The sequence below is a fragment of the Novosphingobium sp. ST904 genome (assembly GCF_001298105.1).
Classification (GTDB): domain Bacteria; phylum Pseudomonadota; class Alphaproteobacteria; order Sphingomonadales; family Sphingomonadaceae; genus Novosphingobium.
In genome coordinates, this window is sequence record NZ_LGJH01000135.1 from 21,290 (window position 1) to 47,296 (window position 26,007).

Here is a 26,007-nt window from a genome sequence, read left to right on the forward strand (position 1 = left end):
TTGCGGTTCGCTTTGATGGGCTGATGCCCTTGTCGTTTTCGGCCGGTTCTGCCTCGACACCGCAGGCGCTATCGGGCTGTCGACTATCGATAGCGACTAAAACCTTGACATCAGAGGGTGTATACTTAACCTTACTTAGGTTTCAAGCCCGCTATCCTGATGATTTTCAAGGGTATTTCATGCCCAAGAACGCGCCGAAAGCCTTCGAGACGACACCGGCGGTCCTTTGCGCCCTGCTTCTCGGCCGCATCCAGGTCGGCATTTCACGAGCCGGCGACGGCACCTTGCAGATCCTGGCGGCACGTCTGATCCGCGAAAGCCTCATGGCCGCGCTCCGACAGGAAGGGCACGAATTCACTGACGAACGCTTTTTCACCTGGTACGCAGGCCTTGAAACGCTTTCGGATGGTTCACGGCCTAGTTTACGCCCGCCCAAGGCCCTCTGCCAAGCCATACTCACCGAATTCCGGCATAGCCCTTGGCAGGAACTGGCCGATGCCTCGGAGAGCCTCCTGAAGGCATTTCTGGCCCCCACCGACTTTCTGCGCGGCGGGGAACACGAAGATACGCATTCCGTCATTTCGGAAGCCCGCAGCCTTATTGGCGGGCTTGACGCCGCTGACGATGCCCTGCCCTTCGATCCGGTGCGCATGCTTTTCGCGGCGGCTGCGCGGACCGCGCGCTTCGCCCGTCAGGAAAGAACCCTCGATCTGATCGGCGGTATCGCGGTGGAACGCGAGGATTTGGCAAATTCGCGGTGGGCGCTGGATATTCTGGCCGGGGGCTATCTGGCCCCTCGCCACGGGCTCCCCGTCGCGATGCCGATCCCCGGGCTCGTCGTCTTGCCTCTCGCCCTTCCTGATCCGGACATGCCCGGCGCTGCAAATGCGGATGAGGCGGCAATTTCGGCGCTGCACGATGCGCTCTTCCGGCTCGACCGCTGGCTGGGGGACGCGGAAAGGGATGCCGCCCTGCTGCGCGCTCGCCTTCAGGATCGGCGCAGCAGCGGCCGTGCGCTTCAGCTGGCCCGAAAGCTGTCAGGGTTCGGAGCATTGAGAGGTCGCCAGATCGAGGAACTGCTCGGCGCTTCGCGGCCGGGTGTCGGCGTGATCGTGAACAGCCTCGAAGCTGCGGGGCTGATCGCCACCCATGCTTCACGCAACGCGGCGCGCCTTCATAGCTATGCGCCGGGAGATAGGGTTTCCGATCCCGCCGAAGTTTCGGGGCTCGATTCCTCCTCGCCAGACATCGAGGAATACGAGGCATCGATGCGCCGAATCGACGAACTGCTGAGCCGCTCCTCCTTCGGCGAATAGTCCGACCGGGCAAAGACCGCACGATGCCCTGGCAGTTCGATCCTACAGAGGTGGTTGTCCGAAACGGCTTTGATAACGGACGGTGTGCCGCAAAGGCGGTCTGACGCACAAATCCTGCCTCGATGCCCAGTTAACCGGTGATTTCGGGCCCGATGGACCGGAAAGCCGCAGAAATCTGCGGATTTGCAGGGCTCGCCGTGAGAACGCAGAAACGACACCTGGAGAGGGTTGGGGTGCGGCGAGGCTATCATCGCGCTGTACGGGCTTCTGAGGGCAAATTTCGGGGTATCTGTTTGCGGGCTGGGCGCGGTTGATTCGAATTTGAACCTCGTCTGGCGGTTCGGCGTCGATTTTGCTGCAATTCGGGCGGCCGGGGCGGATCTGATCCCTGAGCCAATTGAGCGACAACCTAAAATGAGGACGCGGGCTTCCACTCTGTGCGGCGAGTGCGGTGAGGGCCTCATCGTCGCCACGCGGTAAGGATCGCGCTTTTTTCTTGCGATTGCCGCGGCCGCCAGTGTTGCTGGCCTGCGCGGCCGGCAGTCCTCGCGCTGCGCCCTTCCCTCATTCAGTCCGAAATTGAACTTCGTTCTGCGTTAGAATCCTTTTTAGAAGGAATCATTTAGAAGGTTACGCGCGGCCGAACTGCGCGTGACTCGCGCAAGCGTTGCGAGTCGGCGAATTGGGGCATTCCCGATATGTCGTCTCTCCGTTCCTGAAGTGACGTTTGACGCGTTCCCGAAGGATCGGGTACCTGTTCCCGAAAGGTCGAGCTGGTGTTCCCGATAGGTCGAAGCATGGCGACAGGGCGTTCCCGGTGTGTCGAAACCCCGGAAAACCGTGGCTCAATTGAATCAGTTTTTCCGGGGGTCACCTGATAAAGGTTCAAAGCACTGCTCGTGCGCTGCATTCGGCAGGTTCACGCCGAGCGGTTCATCGCAGAACGCGACACTTCGGGAACGCCTCCCCTGCGAACCCCTGTTTCCCGGAACGGGAGGCGTTCCTGCGAGCGAGATGATCTGGCCTGCACTGTTCGCCCCTCAGCGTTTGGTTGGGGCCGCTGGATAGGGGCGCGGCAAGCAAGTGCGCACGTGAAGCAGGAATGTCGCCGCGGTGCGGGAAGGGTCAGCGGGCCCGGGCATTCCCTTGAGGGCGGGTTCGGTAGAGAGACCGCCGACTCGGCCTCCCACCCTGCCCTCTCGGAATCGGGATTTGCAGATGGGTTTTGCCTGCCGATGGGAAATTGGATGGGGATTTCGCAAGGGAGCGCCGCAGGGCTTCAGACCCGGGCGGGGAGTGGCATCGGCGGGGCAGACCCGGCCGGGAGCCGGTCTTGGGTGTCACGCGGGCAAAGAAAAACCCCGGAGACCGTCGCCGATCACCGGGGCTGTCATGGATGGAGGTTCCGCCGTCTGGCCGAACGGGCGGCTAGCCGCGAAGCATCTGGCCATTCTTTTCGTGATGGCGCTTGACCCAGCCCACGAACGCACGCTGCCAGTCGGCGGGGGTTCGTCCCGGCGAGGCGGCGACCCAACGTTCGAACTCGGCGTGAAGGGCATGGAGGTCCCAGCCCGGGCAGTTCTGGCGAAGATAGGCGATGGTCTCGTCCGTCATGAAGCCGCGCGTGGCGGCATCGGAAAGACCGGAGACCGTGCGGCGGATGAGCTGCCGCGCATCGACGGCGGCCGGTTTCCCCGGGGAAACAGGTGCGTTGCCGGCATCCGGTGTAGTTGCCTTGGAGGCCCTGGTCTTTACCGAAATCTCGACTTGCGCCGCAGGTTCGTCGGCTTCGGCCGTTCCGCCCGGCAGCGCGGGCTCGGCCCCGCCCTTCCCGTCCACCCGCCGCATGCGGATCATGGGTTCGCCGTCCTTCGCCGTTTCGACGGACAGGGTATATCCCGGAAGTTCGTCCTTCTCGACGAGCTTCAGCATTTCGAACTTGAAGCGGCGATACTGCCCTTCGGCACCCGACTTTTCGAAAAGAACCGGCATGGTGATGGCAAAACCGCCCTCGCCTGCGCCGCCGGCATGCTTGCGGGCGACCTTGTAAAGCCAGCGTTCCCGCCCGCCTGTGATGTTGAAATAGGCGCGATCGATGGAGAGCACGCCGCCCTTCATCATCACGCCTTCCCAGAACCAGTTCGACAGTTCGATGGTCATGCCGCGCGAACGCTCCGTTCGTTCGTCGACCAGCTGGGTCCAGCCATCAAGCCAGGAGAACGTGGCTTCCCGGCGGTTCTCGGCACGGATATTGGTCTTGATGGTGGTGGCCACGAGGCGGTCCAGCGCCTGGCCGAGCAGTTCATAGGCACGGCCCGTAGTCGGGCGGCCGATCGCGCGGAGCAGGTCGTATGGCATGAGGTGCAGCTTGCGGGGCACGTCGTTCACGCCGCGCCGGGCCATGTCGGCCAGCATGCTGGCACAGTAGATCAGGATATCCGCATCCCAGATCGTGGCCATGCCATAGTCCGGATTGGCGGAGACGTGGACCCACAGCTTGCCGTCCGGGCTCGTATAGTCGATCGGCTTCACGCGCTTGGACTTGGCGAGGCTGAAGAACGGACGCTCCATCATCTCGCGCTGGTCGCGCATCGGCAGGTTGGCGATGTAGGGGAGGAACAGGTCGAACTGTTCGGATGTCGTCTCTTTGTTCGGGCGACTCATCATTTCATTCCGACCGAGGGCCCATGCGAGGGCAGGTGACAGGGTATTCCGGACACGACCCGGCGATGTTTCCCCGGGGAAACAGGACGAGGCGGATTCGGGTGATTCTTGCCATAATGGCGAGGAGGGCAGGGCGGGGCAAATCGCCGCGAAGCTTGGTTGTGCAGAACTTGTGCGTGGTTTTTGGCGCGGTTTCACCGCGCCAGACTGTAGAAGCCGCTGCGGAAGCTGCCTGGAACGGCGCCGATCGCCGCAAGTCTGGCGAGATGATGTTTCCCCGGGGAAACAACCGGGGGGAAACAGGAGGCCGATAAAGAAAATGCAGGGACACCGGCCCCTGCATTCTCATGTTTCGGATCTGAAGTCGGCTTTCGAAAAAGCCAGACCGGGCAAAAGGAAATGCCCGCGAGGGCCGCCGGGATTTCCGGCGGCAGAAACAGGACGGGGCGCCGTCGCCCTTCCTGCCCCCATGTCACGTTTGCAGGCCCCGGCCTTCCTCGTCGAGCTGGACGAGCAGGGCCCGGACGGCGGTGAGCACTTCTTCGCGGCTCGCACCGGAGCCCGAATGAAGACGCAAGGTCACGCCCTGGCGGTTGCTTGACTGGACCGATGCCATGGGGCGGCCGTGCCTTGAGGGGATCACCACCGGCTCGGGCTTTGCCCTGTCCATTTCGGGAGCGGCGAGCAGGGCCTTGAGTACATCGGCAGCGGGCAGGGCAGGGCGACCGTCTGCGCGGCGGCCGGCCTGTTCCCGCGCCAGTCGGGTTGCTTCCTTGCGCACGGCGGCCGCCTTGTCCCGATCGTCCAGCAACTGGGCGAGGGGGTAGGCCGGCTTCAGCTGCACATCGGCAGGGGAGGCGAAAGCGGACAGGACGGCGTCCGGGATGCCCGCGACCTTGAGCATCTTGGAAAGCCAGCCCTTGGAGAGCTTGAGGCGTTCGGCCATGCGGGTCATGTGGTTACCGTAGTGATCGCGCAGGGCCTGGGCATAGTTGCGGGCGCGTTCGAGATCCGACACGTCCTTGCGGGCACGGTTCTCGAGATCGGCAAGCCGGAAGGCGGCTTCGTCATCAAGCTGGGCGACTTGCGCCACGAACTGCATGTCGGGGTAGGAATGCGCGCGCAGCCAGGAGATCGACCAGTGGCGGCGCGTGCCGGCGATCACTTCATAATCGTGATCGGCATCTCCCTCGACCCGGCGCACCACGGCGGGAACCTTCTGGCCCCCTTCGGCGACGATGGAGTCGATCAGTTCCTGGCAGGACTCCTCCGAAAGGTGCGCATAGCTGCGGGCGTTGCCCGGCCAGATGCGGACACGGGCCGGATCGAGGAGAAGCTGGGTCACTTGCCGCACTTCGCCGGAAGCGACGCGGGCCAGTGCGCTTTCGCGGCCGAGCAGGGTCGTGCCGCGGGTCCGTTCGGTGCGCAGGCGCGGTTCGGGAGCCGGGTCGGCGGCGGTAGTGGCATCATCCAGCGGCGTTTCGGCGGTGGACGCGACCTGGTCTTCGCCCCCCAGATCGTCGTCGGAAAGCAGCGCTGCCAGATAGTCGGATTGCTTGCGGGCCATGGCTTACCTCGAAGGACGCGCGAGATGGAGAGGTTTGAACATAAGGCGAACAAAGTCGCCGTCTGAGAGGTTTTTTCCGATGCAGGGCAGTGGCTTAGCCATTGACGAGAAGTTCCTCGTCAACCCGCTGCGAGCGGCCCCAGCTGGTGCGGACGAGCTGCTCGATCTGGCCCATGGCTTCATCGAGATTGGCCTTGCAGCGCTTATGCGTACGGGGCGTGCCGATCGGCTTTTCCAGTTCGTAGACGGTCATCATGCGCAAGGCCGCATGGCTGATCTCGGCGCTCTCCAGGATGGGCACGGGAAGCAGAGCCGGTCCGAAAGTCTGCTCCATGATGGTGCGGACCATGTCGTGGCTGGGATCGTTGCCGTCGAACTTCGAGCAGATCAGGCGCACGAAGGAATAGTCCACCGAGATGCCCGCGCCCACGAGCTGTTCGAGCACCTGATCCATCATCGACAGGAACTGTACGGTCGAGCAGAAGTCCGGCGTCGTGGCTGCGAGCGGAACGAGCAGGGCATTGGCTGCCTGCATCACCGCAAGCGAGATCGTGCCCAGTGCCGGCGGCGGATCGAGGATCACCACGTCGTAATCCCGCGCGAGATCCATGAGGCCCGCCTTGAGCTTGCGGAAGCGGGCGGCCAGAACGGACTGTCCGTCCGAACCCGCAGCCGCCAGTTCGTATTCCACATCGAACAGTTCGAGGTTCGACGGGATCAGGTCCACGTTCGGCCACGGCGTGCGCTTGACGGCATAGAGCAGGTCGGCCTGCGTCGGGTCGATCGAGAGATAGGGGTAGAGCGTCTCTTCGCGGGTGATGTTGAAATGCGGGTTGAAGCCGAACAGCGTCGTCGTGGTCGCCTGGCTATCGCAATCCACCACCAGCACGCGGTAGCCTTGCACCGCGAAATAGTGCGCGAGGTGCGTCGTGACCGTGGACTTGCCGACGCCGCCCTTGAAGTTCTGGACCGCGATCATGGCGGGAACGTCGAGCGGGGCACGGGCGGGCGAGGCGCCCAGCACTTCGCGCATGTGCAGCATTTCCTCGACCGTATAGCCGAGCCGGCGTCCGTTTCCGGCAGCCGGAGGTGGCGGCAGGCGTCCGTCGTCTTCGGCCATGCGAATGCGATTCGTGGAGCAGCCCAGCAGGGTCGCCGCTTCGGCGATTCCGAAACGGACATTGAGACCCTTGCGGCTTTCAGGCAGGAAAGCCTTGCGCCGCAGCCGCTCGATCATCTTTTCGCCGGCCTGAGCCATCTCGGCAATACGCTCGACTTGTGAATGCATGTTCTGCCCGCAATATACTTTTGAACGATTTTGCAGGTATATGCATGAACCGATGTTCAGTCGAGCACAAATACAGGAAACAGAATGCCGATTTGAACGGTCTGTGGATATTGAGTCTGCAACGGCATTCGCGGTGCCGAAAGTTCACCGCCTCGTCTGACGGGCTGCGCAGGTGTTCAAATCGCGCGCCAGCGCCTCACCATTGCGAATCCTCCGCGGGGCCTGACTCTTCCTGCCACTGCGTGAAATGCGGCAGGATCTCCTCGGGAATCTCGGCCCGAAAGGCTGCGTCCATCGGATAGTGAGGCATGGCTTCGGCCACCGCGTCCAGCAATGCGAGGCCCTGAACGCGGTCCTTAGGGCGCTTGAGCGGGTTGCGCTTCGCCTGCGCGGCCATCCACAGCTTGTGAAGCGCGAACCAGCGCGGGTCCGGCGCAACGATCCGTGCCGGGGAACCATCGCGGCAACCCACCACCTGATCCACCGGACGGCCAAGCAGCAGCCATTCCTGTTCGGGCAGGGGAACCGGCCGGGGCTGGTCCCTTCCGCCGAGGGTGGCGGCACGCGAGGGCGCCACCAGCAGTTCCACTTCATAGGCGCGGGCGTTGCGCGCCTGGAAATCGCGCTCGGCATTGATCGTGAAAGTCGAATCCACCGCCTTGAGCATGTCCCATACCCGCCGCTCGTTCTCCTGCGCCGAGCGGGAAACCCAGGCGAGGTCGAAATCTTCCGTCTCGTCGGGCAGATCGATCCTGCCGTTGGCCTCGACCATGTAGGCGGCGATCGCATTGGTGCCCACGACCAGCAGGTGCGAACCGAGCAGGGCACGCCGGTCGCACTCGCGCAGGATCGGTCCGGCGTCAGATGACAGCAGCGGCAGACGAAGCGCGCGGTAGAGTGCGGCGCTTTCGGCAAGGGCGGGGCGGAGGCCGCGGATGCGCTCCTTCAGGGCATCCTTGCGCGAATGATAGTCATGGAATTCGGCTTCGCGTTCCGGCGTCAGCGGGCCGAGGCTCTTGCCGTTGCCGCCGCGATCGAAGATGCGGTAGAGATATTCGCGGCCGCTGACCGTCTTGCGCCGCAGATCGTAGGGAAGGGCGGCCAGGTCGCGCTCGGCGTCGATCCATACCTCGTAGCGCTGGCGCAAGTTTACCAGCAGGCGCGATTGTTCGTCACTGAAGGGGCGGATGCGGGGCATGAACGTTTATCCCACAAATATCGGATACGGTAAAGTTGTGGGATAAACGGCCAAATTCCAAGCTAATGAAGGCCTCCATTAGCGGCATTTCGGGCTGCGCGGGCTTCGTCCCTGTCGCGCTTGGCCAGGTAGAGCCGTGCATCTGCTTCGTCGAGGAGGATGGTGAGATCGTCGTTCCGGTCATTGGTCACAACCGTTCCGATCGCGGCGGAGATGGCGATGGTCAGGGTGCCGATGGTGAAGGGCTGCGCGATGGCCGAGACCAGGCGCTGGGCGAGAAGTTCGGCTTCCTCGCCCCGGTGCAGGCCATATTGTAAAACCGCGAATTCGTCTCCGCCGAGGCGGGCGACGATGTCGCCGCTGCGGATCGCGCCGCGCAGCCGGTCGGCCACGAACGCGAGCAGGGTATCCCCTACGGCATGGCCGTGTTCGTCGTTTACCGGCTTGAACCCGTTAAGGTCGAGATAGTGAACCGCAACCAGCCCGGAGGCCGAGATCAGCCGCGCGTTCTCGTCGAAGTATTCGCGCAGGGCCAGCCGGTTCGGCAGCGCCGTAAGGCTGTCGCTGCGGGCGAGCGTGACGGAGAGCAATCGCTTCACGGTTTCCGTCTGCACGATCTCGAAACGCATCGTCAGCGCCTGTATTCCACCCACGAGGTAGGCGGTGGTAACGAGCGCCAGTCCTACGTAGATCGGCGTTGCACGCGCAAAGGCCACCGCGATGCAGGGACCGGCGGCCGCAAGCAGGGAGAGCCCGGCAATCTGCGGACGCCGCCCGACACCTGTGACGACCCCTGCGCAGAATCCCATGACGACGCATATGGCCAGCATGTGTGCTTCGGGATTTTCGAGCGAAAAGACATAGGCGGCAAGCGCGCCGAGAAGAATCGCGAAGCCCACATAAGGGATTGCGAAGGCGACTTCGAGCCGCCGGGCCTCTCGGCTGTGAATGACGGCGGTCAGCACGCGCGCGCGCAAGCGCCGGGCCACTTCTATGCGCGCGGCCCATGTCAGGAGCGCGGCCGTTCCGATGACGAGGATCGTCCCATCGCCCTCCGCGCGGTAGATCAGCACGAAGAACATCGCGAAGACCACGAGCATGTACATGGCCTGTGCGATTGTCTCGTAGAGGCTGCGCACGAGTTCGACGTAGACCCTGTCCGAAAGGGGCTCGGCCGGATTTCCCGCGGTTGACGAAATCACGATCATCTCTCCCAGTGGCCTGCGCTCACGCTGGCGCGACGCCGACTTTATTGTTGTCCACGATCTACGGCATCGCGGCACCGTCTGCCAGTTTTGCCGAGGTGCTTTAACTTCCCGGTTCGGCTGGGTATCCCTGCCACATGAACCTGCGTCACATCGAGGTGTTCCATGCGGTCTACTCGACCGGGTCGGTGAGCGGCGCCGCGCGGCTGCTCAACGTCTCGCAGCCTGCGGTCACCAATCTCCTGCGCCATGCCGAGAGCCTCCTGGGGTTTGCCCTGTTCGAACGATCCCGCGGGAGACTGGTGCCGACCGCCGACGCGCACGACCTTTACGAGCAGGCGGACGAGATCCAGGGACAGGTATACCGGCTTCGCGAAACGGCGCGGAACATGCGGCGGGGCAGGGGGCGCACGCTGCGGCTTTCGGTGCTCCCTTCGCTGGGCATGGAACTGCTGCCCGCTGCGCTGGCCGGATATCTGGCCGGCCATTCCGGCGTTTCCATCGAACTCCACACCCTGCACCACGGCGACATGCCGGCCCGGCTCTATGAGCGGGAGACCGATGTGGTGATCTGCTACACGCCGCCGCGCGAATCTCCGGTGGCCAGCGTGCGGCTCGGCATGGGCGAAATGGTCGCCTGCTACCGCGAACAGGACATGCCGAATGCTCCGGCACGGCTGCCGCTCGGGGAACTGGCCGGCCGGCCCTTCATCTCGACGTTCGACAGCGGGCCGCAGGCATTGGCCATTGCCGCAGAACTGGAACGGCAGGGCGTGGAACTGGACGTGGCAGGGGCATCGCGGACCTATTTCGTTGCCGCGGCGATGGCCCGTGCGGGGCTCGGCGTGACCATCGTGGACCTTCATACTGCCCTGGCCATGAAGGGGCCGGAGATGGCGATGCGGCCGCTCGATCCGCCGCAGTCCTATGAAATTCACGCGGTTTACCTAGAGGCTCGCCCGCCTTCGCGACTGGCGCTGGATTTCCTCGATCATCTTGTCGCCGTCATGGCGGCGGCCGGCTGATCCGGCAGGGCTTGGCCTATAATCGCAGGCTATGGGTTGGCCGGATGTCGGTATGCGCGCCGGGCGGACGGGGCTGCTAATCATGCGCCAATCCCACAGCAGCAACGATGGATGGCGTTAACATGATCTACGGCCCCTTTCTTCTCTATATAGGCGACAAGCGTAACCCTCTCGATGTGAAGACCTCGCGCGGGTTGGCCGCGTTCCGTCCGCAGGACTGCATCGGGGAACTGCGTGAGCCGGATGGCCCGCTTTCGCTGGGGCTGCCGTGCATGACGGTGGAGCAAGCGGCGGCGTCAGGTGCGCGGGCGCTGGTTCTGGGGATCGCCACGAGCGGCGGCCGGCTTGAGGAGGCGATGATCCCGCATATTCTCGCTGCGCTCGATGCCGGGCTCGACGTGGTATCGGGCCTGCATCAGCACCTTGGAGAAGACGCCCGGGTGCGCGAGCGCGCGGCAGCGCTCGGCCGCAGGCTTATCGATGTCCGCGCCGCCCCGGCCGGGCTCAAGGTCGGCAACGGTGCACGGCGGTCCGGACGGCGCCTGCTTACCGTGGGAACCGATTGTGCGGTGGGCAAGATGTACACCTCGCTCCACCTCGTGGCGGCGATGAACGCGCGCGGCCTTCCCGCCCGCTTCCGTGCGACCGGCCAGACCGGAATCCTGATCGCGGGCGAAGGCGTGGCGATCGACTGCGTTATCGCCGACTTCATTTCCGGTGCGGCCGAGGCGCTTTCGCCTGCCCGCGAGGATACCGTGTGGGATGTGATCGAAGGGCAGGGGTCTCTGTTCAATCCCTCCTTCGCGGGCGTGTCGCTCGGGCTGCTTCACGGCGCGCAGCCGCAGGCGCTGGTCCTGTGCCACGAAGCCGCGCGTCCGCACATTCGCGGGTTGCCGCATATGCCGGTACCTGATCTCAAGGCCTGCCTCGAAGAGAACCTGCGCTGTGCCCGCCTTACCAGTCCCTCGGTGGAGGCGGTTGGCGTATCGATCAACGGGTCCGGTCTTGCGCCGGAGGATGCCGCCGATTTTCGCGCCCGGATCGAGGACGATCTCGGCTTGCCCTGCGTCGATCCGCTGGTGACCGGGATGGACGCGCTGGTCGATCGGATCGCGGCCGGTAGCTGGGCGTGATGCGCCGCCTTTCCGCCCGCGCCGATCGGCACCGTCTTGCGCAGCCTTTCGCCATCGCACGGGGCACGCGGGAGGCCATCGACCTTGTGACCGTGTCGATCGGGCAGGACGGAAAGATCGGGCGAGGGGAGGGCGCCCCCTCCGCCCGCTACGGCGAGGAGGCGCAATCCGTGCTGGCGCAAGTGCAGGCCATCAGGCCCGCCATCGAAGCGGGGCTGGACCGGCAGGGACTGCTCTCCGTCATGGCGCCCGGCGCCGCGCTAAACGCCGTGGACTGTGCGCTCTGGGATCTTGAGGCGAAACTGTCTGGGGTCGCCGTTGCCGACCGTCTTGGCCCTCTGCCCGGCGGGATCGTGACGGCCATCACCGTGGGTATCGACAGGCCCGAAGGCATGGCGGCGCGGGCCCGCTTCCTTGCCGGCGCGAAAGAGGCGGATGGTCCTGCGCCGCTGCTGAAGATCAAGCTGGACGCCGATGATATCATCGACCGCGTTCAGGCTGTGCGTGAGGCCGCACCGCTGGCCCAGCTCATTGCCGATGCCAATGAAAGCTGGGACATGGCCTTGCTCGAACGCGTTCTGCCGGCGCTGGCCGCCGCACGTGTCGAACTGCTGGAACAGCCCTTGCCGGCTGGCGCGGATGAACCGCTGGAAGGCTTCGCCTCTCCCGTTCCCCTTTCCGCAGACGAATCCGCGCATGTCGCGGCCGAGGTGGAGTGGCTTGCCTCCCGCTACGATTATGTGACCATCAAGCTCGACAAATCGGGTGGACTGACCGGTGCGCTGGCTCTGGCCGAGGCGGCGCAGGCAGCGGGAATGGGGCTGATGACGGGGTGCATGCTGTGCTCCTCTCTGTCGGTCGCCCCGGCATGGCATCTCGCCGCGCGCAGCCGTTTCGTCGATCTCGATGGACCGCTCTGGCTGGCAGCCGACCATCCGGGCGGGAGCGTACTGGAGGAGGGGCTGCTCCGTGCCCCAAGCGGTCTGGGATGGGGTTGGTAAGCGCCTGTCGTCGCTTCGATTGAAGTCGTTCCGACCTGTATTTCGCTTTGGGAGCCTTGCGCGCGTCTTGGCTCGCGGTGATCCCCATTCGGGACGTGTCATGCCTTTTGCGTGCCGGAAGCTCTCGCGTTCCGCCCCTTGCGCACGCGCCAGACCAGACCGATGTTCCGGATAAAAATCATTATAAATCATATTATTAGTCGGTAGTGACCGCGACGGCTCATCGCGTCCGCCGCCTGTAGGCCGCATCCCGCCATGGTTACCGGTTTCTTATCCCCGAAAGGCTTTCCCGGCGCCTGACACCTCTCTTGCGCATTCCTTCATGCGGCTGCCTCGCCCTGCAAGCAGGCTGGTGCAGGCAATTGCCGCCCGATGGAGCCGCCCCGGCTCCAGTTCGGGATGCCGGGCGAGTCCATGTCCTTCATCTTTCAGCAAAAGCCCCCCCACGCACCACTTTCCGCATCTGGAAACACGAACCTTAGGCAATGACGCGAAAATGACGGTTCTGGCATTCCTACCCCACCGCTCGCGCATCGTGCCGCAGGACAAGCGTTTGTCCCGGCGCCTGGGCCTCCTGCTGGCAGGGCTGCTTTTGCAGTCGGCACCCTGCCAGTCGGCCCAGGCGCAAATCCTGGTTCCCGTTCCCCAGTCACCCACGATCGACCGCGACCGCATCGACCGGCAGGATCCGAACGTGCCCCGCGTGCCGGCGCCGACCCAGGTTCCGCAGGCACAGCCACCCGTCGTGGCCGGCACGTCGAACACCCCTTCCAGAGGCCCCGGCGTGATGCTCAACGCACTGCGCTATGAAGGTTCGACACTGCCGAGGGCCACGCTCGACAAGGCCGTTGCCGTCTTCATCGGCGCGCCGCTCAATCAGGACAATCTTCAGAAGATCGCCAATGTCATCAGCGCGACTTACGCGCAGAGCGACATTGCCTTCTACGCCGTGACCGTTCCGCCCCAGGTGCCCACGGGCGGCGTCATCACCATTCGCGTGCTTGAAGGACGGATCACCGAGTACGCGCTGGACGGCAAGACCAAGAGCACGCCGACCCGGCTGATCGACGCACAAGTAAAGCGCCTGATGCGTGAAACGCCGACCCACAAGTCGAGCATCGAACGCACCATCTCGCTGCTGCGCGACATTCCCGGGCAGACGGTCCAGGCGAGCCTCAAGCCCACGGCCCGACCCGGCGAGCTCGCGCTCGACCTCAAGGTTGAACGCAAGCAGATCGACGTGACGCTGAACGTCAACAATGCGGGTGTCGTCAACGTCACCACCGGCGTCCAGTCGCAGGTCGGCGTCAGCGTCAACGGGGTGCTTCGCGAAGGGGACACCACCCGGCTTTCCGGCAACGTACCCTTCAACCCGGAGCGCTATCAGTTCTACTCGGTCAGCCATGCCACGCCGATCGGCTCGAACGGAACGACGCTGGGGGTGAGCGGTGCCTATGTCCGCACCAAGACCAAGGACCTCGATATTGTGGGCGAAGCGAAGCAGGCGGGGATCGCGATTTCGCACCCCCTGATCCGCTCCTATCGCCGCAATCTCTCGTTGAGCCTTTCGTTGGACGGCACCAACAGCAACAACTATTTCCTCGACACGACGTTCGGCGGTTTCAAGACGCGCGCGGTTCGTCTCGGTACGGTATGGTCGTCGATCGACAAGACCGGCGGCTATGCAATTTCGACGAGCCTCAGCCAGGGGCTCGACGGGCTCGGCGCGCGGCCGATCGAAGGCTATTCCGAAGCCGGATTCCGCAAGGCGAACGTTCAGATCACCGCGGTGAAGGAACTGAGCAAGACGATCTCCGTCAGGGCGACCGTGCGCGGGCAGTATACGCGAGACAAATTGCCGACCACGGAACGTTTCTCTCTCGGCGGTGACGGGGCGGGTATGGCCTACCGTGTCGGCATCATCACAGCGGACAAGGCCGCAGCAGGCGGGCTTGAAGTGAACTGGCGGGTGGCTGGGAAGCCGGCTGCCAGCGCACGGGGGCTCACCGTCTTCGCCTATACGGATGCCGCCTTGGCGCACAGCTATGCGAGGCCGGCTTACGCCCTCGCCTCCGAGAACGTCACGCTCGCGACGGCGGGCGGAGGGGTGAGAATCACGCCGATCAAGGGGTGGACGGCGAGCGCACAAGTTGCGGTTCCTGTCAAGTCTCCATATGAGTATTACAGCAAAAAAGCGCGCTTCTTCTTCAGCGTCAGTCGAACAGTCTGAATTGCGCTTTTGCGTGTACGCAAAAGCCGGCGTCCCATGGGCGCCGGCTTTTCTATCCGCGGTATCGATTCAATCAAAGGGATAGAGAAGACGATGAAAAACGTCTGGGAAGTCTGGCCAAGCGCACTCACTACAGCGGAATGCGACGCGATCGCCAAGCGCGCCGAAAATTACGGAGAGCAGGACGCTACCATAGGGTTCACGAACTCGCTTCGCAGCGATCTTGGATATCGGACGTCGAGTGTCCGCTGGCTCGATGTTTCGCGCGAGAAGGACATCGTTTCGCGCATCATGGATTTCGTTCGCCCTTCGAACCGCACCAACTTCGGCGTCGAGATCGAAGCGCCGTACGAACTTCAGTTCACTGAATACCGGGCGACAAACAAAGGGCATTACGATTGGCATCAGGACGTATGGCTTGAATCGCCCCGCCCTTACGCCAGGAAGCTTTCCGTAGTTGTCCAAATGTCGTCGCCGGAGGAGTACAAAGGCGGGCAATTCGAATTCTTCGGCATCCCCAATCCGGGGGGCCAGTTCGCCCCGCGGGGCAGCCTGCTGATCTTTCCTTCGTTTCTCCAGCACCGGGTCCTGCCGGTGGTCGAAGGAAAGCGGCGCAGCCTTGTGACATGGATCGAAGGGCCGAACTGGCGCTGAACGGGCTTTGGCTGGCGCTTTGCGATGAACATTCCCGCTCTCGCCGCTTCGGCTCCGGCGCATCCTCTTGTCTGCCTGGCGGCAGTGGCCGCACTGCTCCTGCTGAGCGGCGCTGCGATCTGCATGGATCTGGCATATCGCCGAATTCCCAATCTCGTTTGCGTCGCCGTTGCTCTATGCGCGGTTCCGTACTGGTTCGGCATTTCGGGCTGGTCTGGAATGTTGAGCCTTGGCGGGCAACTGGCGATTTCACTGGCCCTGACGTTGCCCTTGGCGCTCGCATTTGCATTGCGACTGATCGGCGGCGGTGACGTGAAGCTTATCCTGGCCATGGTGCTTTGGGTTGGAATGGCGAAAGTCGGGACGATGGCGCTCGCCGTCGCCGTGATCGGGGGGATGTTGGGCATTTCCCTGAAGCTCCTGAACCTGGTGTTCTGGCGCATCCGAACCGACAACCTGCCTTATGGCTTGGCGATCGTCGCGGGTACTTTCGTTGCCATGGCCGGCGACCTCGGCCGGCTGCTGGCAATGCGTGCCTCGCGGCGGCATAGGGGGGCCTCGGGCGGGGGAATTGCAGCCGAAACGCCCTCGAAACCCCGCCGCTGCCGGAAGCTGCGCGGGGCTGTCGGCAAAGGGGCTGTAAATTACGCAAGTCCATGCTCAGCAGGCATCGCGCATCACGGGCTGGCGGATAAACGCCTCGAAAATCCGGGTTTCATCCGCAAATTCAGCTTCGCCGTCATCGCGGGGCGCCGCTGCCCAAAGCCCTCGATCCGAACTCAATTCGGCTGGCGAACGGGCCGCCGGCGTGGTCCCCTAAGGGCCGAACACAATTCACAAGATACCAGGGAGTTCAACTTGCAGCGCACATCGTCCGTCATGGGAATTCAGCTATCGGCGCGTTTCGCCGCAGCGGCTTGCGCGGTGTCGGTGGCAGCGATCGGCCTCGCGTCTCCAGCCCTTGCCGCTCCTTATGGTCCCGACGCGACGACGCCGGGCGAAGCGGCGGTGGCGGGGGCACTGGATGCGATCGCCAATCCCGCGACCAGCACTTATGGGCCGATGCTGGATTCGATCGACGATCTGCCGGATGCCTCGCAGCGCGCGGCCGCGCTGAACCAGCTGAGCCCGCGTAATTATCGGCTGCTGCCGCGTCTCGCCATCCAGTCGATGGACGCGACGGACCGGGAGATCCGGGGCTATCTGGTCCAGCGCCGTGAAATGGCGCTTGATGCCGGGCCCGATGTGCCGAGCAGCGGCGACAAGACGATCACCTTCATGCTCAGCTACGGCCTCAAGCAGGGCAAGTATGAGGCCCGCACCGATCGTCCTTCTGCAAATTCGGACAGCCGGTCGATCCGCGCCGGCGTCGATATCGCGCCGGTCGAGGGCATGATCCTGGGCGCGACGCTGGGTATCGACGGTCTCGATGCCAATCTCGACCGCAGCCAGCAACCGCGTATCACCCAGTTCAACGTGAACATCGGGCCCTATGCCAGCTATACGAACGGCAAGTTCTACGTCGATGCCACTGCCGGATACAACCGGAGCTACTACAAGCTGCGGCGGCAGGTGTCCTGGACCGGGTTCACGGATCAGCTTCAGGCCCGTGCAGATGGCGATAACGCCGCAGGTACGGTCGAAGCAGGCGGAATTCTGCAAGTCGGCGCCCTTCGGGCGCAACCGTTCGCCGGATTGCAGTATCGATACGCCGACGTCAGCGGGTTTGCGGAGCACGGCGGCACCGCCGCGCTGGGTGTCGCAAGATACAAGACGGAATCGCTGCGCGGATCTCTCGGCTTGCGCACGACGGCGACGGTCAAGAAAGGTTCATGGGCGATCCGGCCGATGGTCGAGGCGCAATGGCAGCGTGAACTGCGTTCGCATCCCGACAGCCGGATCGAGGCGATCTTCCTTGACGGAGGCACCCCGATCTTCACGCTGCCCGCCGGTCGCTATGCGCGCAATGCCGCCATTGTCGGCGCAGGGCTGACCGCAGTTCACGGCGACCGGACCGCGCTTCGTCTTTCCTACAACGGAGAACTTGCGAAGGACCGCCGCGTCCATGCCTTTGCGATTACCGCCAGTCGCCGCTTCTAGGCGAAACGTGCCGCAAAACATCGTTCGAACTGACTGTAACGCTGCGGGAAAGCCGCCGATACGAACATAGTTTAACGCGGCTCGGGCGCAGGAGCCCGATATGAAGGCGGTTCGGGTCGGGAAATGATGGAGGGCTTGATGGCCGGTTTTGTACGAGACATTCTTACGACGCTCTCTTACGAACCCCATCCTTCCGAAGGGCCTGGCGTTGACGGCGAAGCGTTATCGCGGCTCGACCAGAGACTGGCCGGGTTCGTGCAGGGCGGCGGACGGGCGCGGACGGCGATCTCGATCCGCCCTGCCGATTGCAGCGTCTGGGATGGAAATCCGCGCGACGTGCCAGGACTGTCGGCTGAAAGCTGCCGTTCGCTTATCGAATCCATCGCGCAGGAGGATGGGAACCGGATTCCCGTGCTGGTAAGGCACAATCCTCCCGGTTCTGATCATCCCTATCAGTTGCTGGTGGGTAGCCGGAGGCGCTTCTCGGTTGACTGGCTCAATCACAATGGGCGACCGGAAATCCGGTTGACCGCGCTCATCGTGGATCTCACCGACGAGGAGGCGTTCCGCCTCGCGGATATCGAAAATCGCGAACGCGAGGATATCACCGAACTGGATCGCGCTCGCAGCTACCAGAATGCGGTCGATCGCTTTTATGGCGGTGTGCAGTCGCGGATGGCCGAAGCGCTCAACCTGTCGAACAGCCAGCTCAGCAGGTTGCTTGCGTTGGCGCAGATGCCGGACGATGTCGTAAATGCTTTCGCCACACGCGATGAATTGCGCGTTCGCCATTCCGAAGTTCTGACGCCGCTTCTGCGCCGCCCGGAGCAATGCCAGCGCGTTCTCGTAACCGCGCGGCAGATCGGTGAGGAACAACAGCGTCTCGCGGCCTCCGGGGAGCGTATGATTCCGGCCGCGACGGTGTTGAGCCGCCTCAAGGAGGCAGGCAAGGAAGGCGATGCGCGAAAGGGGAACGACACCCCCCTGATCGTGGGAGACGCACGGGTAGGCAGGATCAAACCCGCACGCGAGGGTGTTTCCGTCGATCTGATTGTCAGCGAGGATACCGATATCGATGCCTTGCTACGGGCCCTGCGGGTCGCGCTGATCGATAGTCGCAGACAGTTGCCGGCCGATGCCGATATCGGCGACGACGGATTCTCATGATCTAGTTTACGACCTAGCTGAGAAGTGTCTGCCGCTTTCGCGGCGCTTTTCGGGCTTGGCGCCTGAAGACGCGGGAATTGCGCGTCTGTCAGCTATCGCGCGCTCGCCTTGCGCGTGATGCACTGTTCTACCGTATTTTCGGAGAGCGACCGGTTCTCCGCCGGTTTTGCCGCCATGCGCTGCGTGCGAGCGGCGGGCTTGTTGTCGTCGCCATCCCCAGGATTACCGGACCAACCGATTTTTCGCCCGGTTTCGGGAGCGGGGTTTGGCGGAGCGAGGCGGCTACGGGCGGGTGATGACGGTCGCATATCTCCCGGCAGCAGAGGTGGTATTCCGACTCTGAAGCCGGGGCCTCGTGTGCTGCGGTCTGATGCCCCGGTTCAGGCGTAAAGCACCGGCTGTGCCGCCCTAACAACACTCACTCCGGCTTGATTGCCAAATCCAGGCATAAGCGCGGATTGCGTGCGCTGCGCGGCCATTTGCGAGCTTCAATCCAGCGAAAGGCTGGCATTTTCGCGGGATTATATCCCAAAGTCAGTAATTTGCGTGGGGCGAAAGGCATATCGCGCATTCCCGAAGCGGGACTGGTTCCGGGCCAGGGACAGCAGGTTCTGCGCGGTTCCTTCTCGGCGAGAGGAGCCCTCCATGATGCGCTTAGGCTTCGGCGCAGTGGGCAATTTCCATGGAGGTTAATCGAGATGCCGCGTCAACAACCGCGCCGTTCCACAAGGCATGTCCTGCTTTGTGCGACTGCAATTCCGCTTCTGCTGTTGGGTGCCTGTGCCGATGGAGTCGGCTTCAGGGTTGGCGCCGGCGGTGGAGGATCACCGTCCGGTCCGACTGGACCTACCAGCCCGACTGGCCCCACCGGCCCCACCGGCCCCACAGGTCCGACCGGCCCTACCGGCCCTACCGAACCAACCGGTCCCACAACCTTCACCGGTCCGCTTGCCGGGGTCGGCGTCGGTGGCACCGATCTGCTCGGGCCAAGCGGTGCGGGAACGCTGATCGATGTGAACGTGGCGCCGGGCACGGCTACCTCGAATGGCAGCGGCCTCGTGGTCGACGTGCTGACGGGAGACGGAAAGGTTGTGCAGGTCACTCTGCCCACCACGACCGCGCAGACGCAGCAGGCTCTCGCGCCGCTGGGTTCGTTGACGGGCGCTCTTCTGGGCGATCAGGTTGGCGGTACGGTGACGCAGGTGACGAATGGCCTGGCGCCCACCGTTGCGACGGTGACGTCCACCGTGAACGGCATCACCTCGCCCCTGCTGGATACCGTCAATGGCGCCCTGTCGCCGCTCACCGGCGAGACCGGGATACTGGCTCCGGTCACCGGCCAGCTCGGCGGCCTCGTCGATGGGCTGACGGGCGGCCTGGGCGGGGGCAGCAACGATCCCGCGCGCACTTACGATGGGCCGCTGCTGGGGCTGGACCTCGGCAACAACGTGGTGTCCGGGCCGAGCACGAACGATACGCTTGTCGGCCTCAATGTCCTTTCCGACAATCCAGGCCTTACTTCGGGGCAACTGGTCACGGCCGATGTGCTTGCTGACGGCAACGTCCTCGCAGTCACGCTGCCGACCACCAGCGAAGGCGTGGCCGCCGGGCTGGCGCCGGTCGGCAATCTGGCTGGCGCCCTGCTCGGCGAGCAGGCCGGCGGGATCGTGGATCAGGTGACGACAGGTGTGGCACCCGTGATCGCGCCGGTAACGGCCACTGTCGATGCCGTGACGTCGCCGTTGCTCGCCACTGTCAATGGATCGCTTGGGTCTATCACCGGCAACCTGGGGACCGGAGCAGGTGCGGGATCGCTACTTGAGCCGGTGACAGGGCTCGTCGGCGGGCTCGTCGGAGGCCTCGGGAATGGTTCGACCGGGACCGGCGCGGTGCTGGCGCCGGTGACAGGGCTGGTCGATGGCCTGACCGGCGGCCTCACAGGAGGGCTCACGGGAGGCGGAAGTGGTTCAGGGGCTGTCCTCGCGCCGGTTACGGGTGTCGTCACCTCGCTGGTGGGCGGTCTTACCGGAAGCACGTCCGGCTCCGGTTCGCTGCTGGGCGGACTGCTCGGCGGTTCCGGCAACTGATTGGCCGGCCCGTGCAGGCTGCGGCCTGCGCGGGCCTCCCCGCCACAACCCCTTCGGATCGCGCCAAGATGATCGACCTCGACAAGATCAGCCCGCCCAATCGTTGCAGCAATTACCTTCTGATCGTCCGCCTCGACAACGCGCGGGCCATCGCCTCTGTCTATGGCGGGGATGCCGTGACGGCCGCTGTCGCGCATCTTGAGGAGGGGATCGCGGCGAGCCTCAACCCCGCGCGGATATGCGGGATCGATGGCGACGAGATCACCGTGCTCGCCCATGCGGCCTTGCTGGATGCGGATTTCGTCAGCACGCAGGTCGATGCATTATGCAGGGCATTGTGCCTGTCGCCTGTGCAGCATGGCGGCAACCGGATATTGCTGTCGGTATCTGTCGGATACAGCGATCCGGTGCCGGGAATGCTTCCGGAAGATCGTTCGGAAGCCTGCCTGGCTGCCCGGAAACGCCTCGAGGCCGCCTGTTCGCCCGGTGCCGGGCCGATGCCTTCCACGGTGCAGGGACAGGCGCGCTACCGAGACGACATGACGCGCGCGGTACGGTTCATAGACCAGTTTTCCGGCGGGGAAACGTTCTTCGCATGGCGGCCGGTTTTCCACTCCCGCGATCCCGATCTGGTCCTGCAGCACGAAGCTTTGCTGCGCGTCTCCGGCCCGCAGGGCGAGCAGGTGGATTGTTCCGCCGCCTATGCCGCTCTCGAGCGGCTGGGGTTCGTCCATCTTCTCGATCGCGCTCTGGCTCTCAGGGTTCTCGAGGAACTGGAATCCGATCCGCGTGCTGCGCTGTCGATAGCCATCTCTCCGCAGAGCCTGTCCTTCGCGCTTGGCGGCCCCGATGCCGCGTGGACCGAGTTTCTCGATCGGATTGAGCACAGGCCTGCCGACGCCGCCCGGCTCACGCTCGAGTTCCATGAATCGGCCGGTTGCCGGTTCTGGCCCGATACGCTCACGTTCCTGAATACACTTCGAGAGCTGGGCGTGCGCTTTGCGATCTCAGGCTTCGGCGGTGGTCATGCTGCGACCCGGCAACTGGCCGTCCTGCGGCCGGATGCGGTCAAGCTGGATAGCGCCTTCCTGCGCACCGCCACGCTCTCGGACCGGAATCGCGCGCGGATCGGGCACCTGATCGGCGAGGCGAAAACGCTCTGCAGCACTGTCATCCTCAGTGGCGCGGAAACGCCAGCCCAGATCAGGCTCGCGGTGGAGGAGGGCGCCGAATGGCTTGCCGGCGCCCGTCAGGGGCGGGCCGGAATCCCGCGCAACCGGCCTTCCCAGCGGCGCGAAGGGCTCGCGGCAGGGCCGGGTTCCCGGGCCGCCGTCTTCGCGCCTGTGCTTCCCACGCCGACCCCGTTTTCCCCGGCGCCCTTTTCGACCGGCCGGCGAGACAGAGCCCGGTGTTCTGAACCGGCCCACACGACTTTCCGTGCCGGTGCTCCGGACGGACCATGACAAACGAAAGGAAGCTGCGATGACGAACGACAAGGTCCAGCGTGCACGCGATCTCCTGTGCATCGCACTCGAGATGCTCGACGAGTGCGAAACATTCGTGACCGGAGCACTGGTGTCCGGCGCAATCGATTCCCTCGATGGAGAGCGCGGTCCTTCCGGGCCCGTGGTGGAACGCCCCAGTTTGGAGCGCCGTCCCCGTCTTGTCGCGCCGACGATGCGAAGCTGCGCATGAACCTGGGTCATCACACGCTGCCGGCCCGGCTCGATCGGGCGGATTGCTCCAGCCCGCCCCGGTTCAGCCTCCTGCTGGACACGCAGGTGATCGCTGATGGGCATTCGGCCGAAGTATATGTGCACAATCTCTCGCAAGGCGGCCTTCTCGTGGAGGGGGATGTCGAACTGGAGGTGGACGATCCGATCGAGATCGACTTGCCGATGGCCCCGGGGGTCCCGGCAAGGGTCGTATGGCGCAGCGACAATTTCTTCGGCTGCCGGTTCGAAACGCCGATATCCGCGGCTGTCCTCGGTGCGGCCCGGCTTCGCGCCGCGCCGTCGTGTCGGCAAGTGAGCCGGCTCCTGCGCCAGCCCAGGAGGAGGAAGGCGACGCCGATGGTGCTGGCGGCCAGGAATCGTTGGCACGCCGCCTGCGGCGTCTGCGCAAGCAGAACGGCTTCAGCCAGGGCGCTCTGGCCGAGCGGATCGGCGTCAGCAAGCCGACGGTCTGGGCATGGGAGCATGGTCGGGCGAGGCCGCAGGATGGCCGCATGAAAGTGATTGCCAGTGCGCTGGGCACGTCCATCGACGAACTCGAAGGCCTGCCCCGCAAAGACGACCTGGCGTTCGTCATGACGCAGTATCGCGACCAGATTGCGGCGCATTTCAACGTCGCACCGTCAAAGGTACGCATCGTGATCGAGTTTTAAGACCATTGGTGAGCGCGGAGCAATGCTCCACAGGTTATCCTCATGAAAAGCTGGTCTTTGGCTCGTTCATTTATTGATAATGGAGCGTAGTTATAGGATGGGTAGGGGACCAGTGGCGGCTGGTGCTACACGCCACGTCGTCACGGGGAGGATCGAGATCGGATGCACGACGCGCAGGCCAGGGTACTTGTCCTCGATGATTTCTCGGCGATCGTCGAGGAATTGCTTACGCTGATGTCGCTTCACGGCATTCCCGGCATGGGTGCGTCCAATCTCGGCGAAGCGGTTACGGTTCTGGAGCGGAGCCCTGAAATCAGCGTGATCGCTTGCGATTTGCGGCTCGACCGGGAATCCGGCCTCGACATCGTTTCGCGGGTTCGCGAACACCCCGAGCTTCGCACCCGGCATTTCGAATATCTTTTCATTACCGGGGACCAGATGCGGCCCGAGATGGTGTCCGGCACCTCGTGCTACATGATCTTGACGAAGCCGGTCCAGCCGCAGGAACTGATCCGGATGATCCGCAAGCTGCTGGCAAGCGAGGCGCCGGCGTGAACCTTCACGACCCGGATCTGGCGGCGCTGCGCGCCGAGCGCGACGCCTTGCGGGGGATTGTCCATGAACTGAAGACGCATGTCGGGCTGACCGTGGTCAGCGATCTGCGTCTCGATTCCGCCGCGACCACGATTTTCTTCCGAAGCGAACGCGCGCGCGCGGGAGAGCAGCCGGAAGGTCTTCTCGTGCATCCCGAGGATATCCGCCGTCTTGCTGCGCTCGCCGGGCATTCCGACGTTGTCACCGACTTGCGCGTCGGCCCGGGCGGAAGCGGCAGCCTCACGCTCCTCCTGCGCGAGAATCTGGGCGGAACCCATTGGTCCAGCGCGGTACTGCTGAACATGCGCGAACCGCGCCACCTGCATCATGCGATTGCCGAAAAGGCGCGGCTTGCAGACCTGGGCGAGCGGGCTCTCACGCTAGCGCATGAATTGCGGCAGCCGCTGTTCACCATCTCCATGGCGAACGAAAGCCTGCGCCTTATGCTGGACCGCGCTGATACCACGCGCTCGCGCCTGCACATGGCGGCGGCGCGTATCGCGGCGCAGGTGCAGCGTGCCCAGACCATCATCAAGCGCACCCTTTCCGACACGCGGGACGAGGATGTCCTGCCCGGCAGCGCGGATGTCATGGATGCCGCGCGCCATTCCGTCGAGTTTCTCGAGGCGCTGTTCGATCGCATCGGCATCCGGGTCGAGCTGGACAGCCGCGGCCTTGTCGCCTGCGTCGATCTCGACCGGGTGGAGCTGGAACAGGTCTTTGTCAATGTCCTGCGCAATGCGGCGGACAGCATACAGTCGCGCCGGGAGCAGGGTTGGGATGGGCAGGGCACCATCACGATCGCTCTGGAAGTCGAGGCCGGACAGATCCGCTGCATGATCGCGGATAATGGAGCGGGCCTTCCGCCCGATCTTGCGCAAGTGGCGTTCGAACCGTTCTTCACCACCAAGGCGCACGAAGGCACCGGACTGGGTCTTCATATCTGCAGGCAGATTCTCGAACGCGCGCATGGCGCGATCCGGCTGGTTTCGGGCAATGGTGAAGGCACAAGTGCCGAAAGCGCGGGGGCAGAGGGTGCGCGAGTGGAAATCAGCCTGCCGCTGTCGAAGGGAATGGCATCGTCAGATGTCGTCGCGGCCTAGCCTGATGACGAAGCGGGTTGGCTGATTCCGGCGCAGGAGCGAGCGGAAATCGCCTCCTGCCTCGATCGCGACCTGCTCTACCAGCCAGAGCGTGGCGTGGTCTATCTTGCGGCCCGGAGCCGGCTTGTCGTCCCCGTCGATGCACTGGACGGTAATCACGACATGGGCGGGCGTGATCGTTGCGCGCAGCAGGACCTTGCCCTTCTGCTTCTCGTTTTTCGGGCCGATGAAGCCGCCGAAAGCGCTGAGCAGTGCCGCCACCGCCATCATTTCCAGAGCGCCGTGATGTTCCGGAACGAGATGGTCCAGCGCGTTTCCATGCAGTTCGACGGTAACGCCGTGGTGGCGCACGTTCGACTTGGTGGCCGCGATCGCCCTGTCGAGCGCGCTGCGCACGTTGAGCCCGGTCACGTCCTTGTCACCGTTGCGGCCGAACCAGCGGAAAAGACCCAGGATGAAGGCCGCCACTTCCGTGTGAGAGGAAACCCGGCTTACGCGGTCCAGCAGCTGCTTGCGGCTTTCCGCATCGATGTCGAGCTGCTCGACGATGTAGCGCATGTTGCCGTTCGCCATCGAGATGACGTTGAGCGGCTGGGCAAGGTCATGCAGCATTCCACTGGTGATGCGGCCCAGGAGCAGGTCGCGCGTGACGGGGACCAGACCGTCTTCTCCCCAGGCCAGCAGGCGCGCGTCCACCATTGCGAGATGCCGCGCCAGCCCGGCGCCGAGGAACGCCGCGCACAGCGAACCGATGAGGATCGCCGCTGTCGCCATCGGGCCGCTCATCAGGAGAAGGCCGCAGAAGCTAGCGGTTGCCAGAAGCAGCGCGACCACCCAGCTCCAGCGCGGGGCGCGCAGAAGGACCGGAACCAGACCGCGCGAAACGAACGCAGCCGAAGCGATGAGGATCAGCAGGGTCCAGTAAGCGGGGGAGGTCCGGGCTTCGGGCATGAACAGCAAGGTGACTGCGAGAATGCCCGAAATTATCAGCGCCTTCAGGGTCTTGTGCAGAACGAACAGGGCGCCGGCGGCCGCCGCGCCGATCAGGCCGGCAGCCGGAGCGAAGGCCGAGGTGAAACCCAGGCACAAGGCGCAGACTGCGATTGCGGCGGGATAGAAGCGGGTTCCATCCTCCCAGGCGCGAAGCCGCGTTCCCAGGCTGGAAGCGCGTGCATTGCGGCGGCCGTCGTCCGGGGCCTGTTCTGAAGCGAGGTCGGGCCGAGGCGCCTCCGCGGGAGACGCGGCGGGCACGAATTCGACGACGTTGTTACTAGAAAGGTCCATGTTCG

General features: G+C 64.2%; 20 protein-coding genes and 1 pseudogene. 15 read left to right on the forward strand and 6 right to left on the reverse strand.

The window, feature by feature from the left end; all coding sequences use genetic code 11:
* The first annotated feature begins 179 nt into the window (after positions 1 to 179).
* Positions 180 to 1,316: a helix-turn-helix domain-containing protein gene (locus tag ADT71_RS09515; protein ID WP_054436401.1), complete on the forward strand. Its 1,137-nt coding sequence runs from the start codon at positions 180 to 182 to the stop codon at positions 1,314 to 1,316.
* Positions 1,317 to 2,744: 1,428 nt separating this feature from the next.
* On the opposite strand, the gene ADT71_RS09520 is transcribed toward ADT71_RS09515, so the two are convergent.
* The 5 genes from ADT71_RS09520 to ADT71_RS09540 all read right to left on the reverse strand — a co-directional run bounded on the left by ADT71_RS09520 (position 2,745) and on the right by ADT71_RS09540 (position 9,241).
* Positions 2,745 to 3,980 carry a replication initiator protein A gene (locus tag ADT71_RS09520; RefSeq protein ID WP_054436432.1) on the reverse strand — a complete coding sequence of 412 codons (1,236 nt, stop codon included), beginning with the start codon at positions 3,978 to 3,980 and terminating at the stop codon, positions 2,745 to 2,747.
* A gap of 472 nt (positions 3,981 to 4,452) precedes the next feature.
* Positions 4,453 to 5,547, reverse strand: coding sequence for a ParB/RepB/Spo0J family partition protein (locus tag ADT71_RS09525; protein WP_054436402.1), 1,095 nt, complete (start codon positions 5,545 to 5,547; stop codon positions 4,453 to 4,455).
* Between the two features lie 94 nt (positions 5,548 to 5,641).
* A complete protein-coding gene (locus ADT71_RS09530; RefSeq protein WP_054436403.1) occupies positions 5,642 to 6,835 on the reverse strand; it encodes an AAA family ATPase in 1,194 nt (397 codons plus the stop codon).
* A gap of 196 nt (positions 6,836 to 7,031) precedes the next feature.
* Positions 7,032 to 8,033 carry a GSU2403 family nucleotidyltransferase fold protein gene (locus tag ADT71_RS09535; protein ID WP_054436404.1) on the reverse strand — a complete coding sequence of 334 codons (1,002 nt, stop codon included), beginning with the start codon at positions 8,031 to 8,033 and terminating at the stop codon, positions 7,032 to 7,034.
* Between the two features lie 62 nt (positions 8,034 to 8,095).
* Entirely contained in the window at positions 8,096 to 9,241 is a 1,146-nt protein-coding gene (locus ADT71_RS09540) for a diguanylate cyclase (RefSeq protein ID WP_082370256.1), read from the reverse strand.
* A gap of 134 nt (positions 9,242 to 9,375) precedes the next feature.
* On the opposite strand from ADT71_RS09540, the gene ADT71_RS09545 reads away from it, so the two are divergent.
* The 14 genes and pseudogenes from ADT71_RS09545 (at position 9,376) to ADT71_RS09605 (ending at position 24,718) form a co-directional block, all read left to right on the forward strand.
* Entirely contained in the window at positions 9,376 to 10,263 is an 888-nt protein-coding gene (locus ADT71_RS09545; protein ID WP_054436405.1) for a LysR family transcriptional regulator, read from the forward strand.
* Positions 10,264 to 10,385: 122 nt separating this feature from the next.
* Positions 10,386 to 11,396 (forward strand): DUF1611 domain-containing protein, encoded by a 1,011-nt coding sequence (locus tag ADT71_RS09550; protein WP_054436434.1) that lies wholly within the window; start codon positions 10,386 to 10,388, stop codon positions 11,394 to 11,396.
* The gene (locus tag ADT71_RS09555) at positions 11,396 to 12,397 is read left to right on the forward strand and encodes a dipeptide epimerase (RefSeq protein WP_347812942.1); all 1,002 of its coding nucleotides are present in this window, start codon (positions 11,396 to 11,398) and stop codon (positions 12,395 to 12,397) included. Before ADT71_RS09550 ends, ADT71_RS09555 begins: the two co-directional genes overlap by 1 nt.
* A 496-nt stretch (positions 12,398 to 12,893) precedes the next feature.
* Complete coding sequence (locus tag ADT71_RS09560; protein WP_082370257.1) at positions 12,894 to 14,627, forward strand: ShlB/FhaC/HecB family hemolysin secretion/activation protein; 1,734 nt, start codon at positions 12,894 to 12,896, stop codon at positions 14,625 to 14,627.
* A gap of 36 nt (positions 14,628 to 14,663) precedes the next feature.
* Positions 14,664 to 15,281 (forward strand): 2OG-Fe(II) oxygenase, encoded by a 618-nt coding sequence (locus ADT71_RS09565; RefSeq protein ID WP_231635770.1) that lies wholly within the window; start codon positions 14,664 to 14,666, stop codon positions 15,279 to 15,281.
* A gap of 24 nt (positions 15,282 to 15,305) precedes the next feature.
* Positions 15,306 to 17,381 carry an autotransporter domain-containing protein gene (locus tag ADT71_RS33430; protein WP_231635771.1) on the forward strand — a complete coding sequence of 692 codons (2,076 nt, stop codon included), beginning with the start codon at positions 15,306 to 15,308 and terminating at the stop codon, positions 17,379 to 17,381.
* Positions 17,382 to 17,519: 138 nt separating this feature from the next.
* On the forward strand, positions 17,520 to 18,548 hold the full coding sequence (locus ADT71_RS09575; protein ID WP_054436438.1) for a ParB/RepB/Spo0J family partition protein: 1,029 nt from the start codon (positions 17,520 to 17,522) through the stop codon (positions 18,546 to 18,548).
* A 698-nt stretch (positions 18,549 to 19,246) separates the two neighbouring features.
* Entirely contained in the window at positions 19,247 to 20,635 is a 1,389-nt protein-coding gene (locus tag ADT71_RS09580; RefSeq protein WP_054436407.1) for a hypothetical protein, read from the forward strand.
* A 68-nt stretch (positions 20,636 to 20,703) separates the two neighbouring features.
* The gene (locus ADT71_RS09585; protein WP_156336541.1) at positions 20,704 to 22,098 is read left to right on the forward strand and encodes an EAL domain-containing protein; all 1,395 of its coding nucleotides are present in this window, start codon (positions 20,704 to 20,706) and stop codon (positions 22,096 to 22,098) included.
* A gap of 19 nt (positions 22,099 to 22,117) precedes the next feature.
* Positions 22,118 to 22,330, forward strand: coding sequence for a hypothetical protein (locus ADT71_RS09590; protein WP_132469603.1), 213 nt, complete (start codon positions 22,118 to 22,120; stop codon positions 22,328 to 22,330).
* Positions 22,327 to 22,605 (forward strand): annotated as a pseudogene (locus ADT71_RS35585) (PilZ domain-containing protein); the annotation flags it as partial. The gene ADT71_RS09590 and the pseudogene ADT71_RS35585, both read left to right, overlap by 4 nt.
* Before the next feature lie 125 nt (positions 22,606 to 22,730).
* Positions 22,731 to 23,021 carry a helix-turn-helix domain-containing protein gene (locus ADT71_RS33435; RefSeq protein WP_231635772.1) on the forward strand — a complete coding sequence of 97 codons (291 nt, stop codon included), beginning with the start codon at positions 22,731 to 22,733 and terminating at the stop codon, positions 23,019 to 23,021.
* A gap of 162 nt (positions 23,022 to 23,183) precedes the next feature.
* Entirely contained in the window at positions 23,184 to 23,576 is a 393-nt protein-coding gene (locus ADT71_RS09600) for a response regulator (RefSeq protein ID WP_054436411.1), read from the forward strand.
* Complete coding sequence (locus tag ADT71_RS09605) at positions 23,573 to 24,718, forward strand: sensor histidine kinase (protein ID WP_054436412.1); 1,146 nt, start codon at positions 23,573 to 23,575, stop codon at positions 24,716 to 24,718. Before ADT71_RS09600 ends, ADT71_RS09605 begins: the two co-directional genes overlap by 4 nt.
* Here the strand turns inward: ADT71_RS09605 and ADT71_RS09610 are convergent.
* Positions 24,698 to 26,002 (reverse strand): hypothetical protein, encoded by a 1,305-nt coding sequence (locus tag ADT71_RS09610; protein ID WP_231635773.1) that lies wholly within the window; start codon positions 26,000 to 26,002, stop codon positions 24,698 to 24,700. The two genes, ADT71_RS09605 and ADT71_RS09610, sit on opposite strands and share 21 nt — an antisense overlap.
* Positions 26,003 to 26,007: the final 5 nt, after the last annotated feature.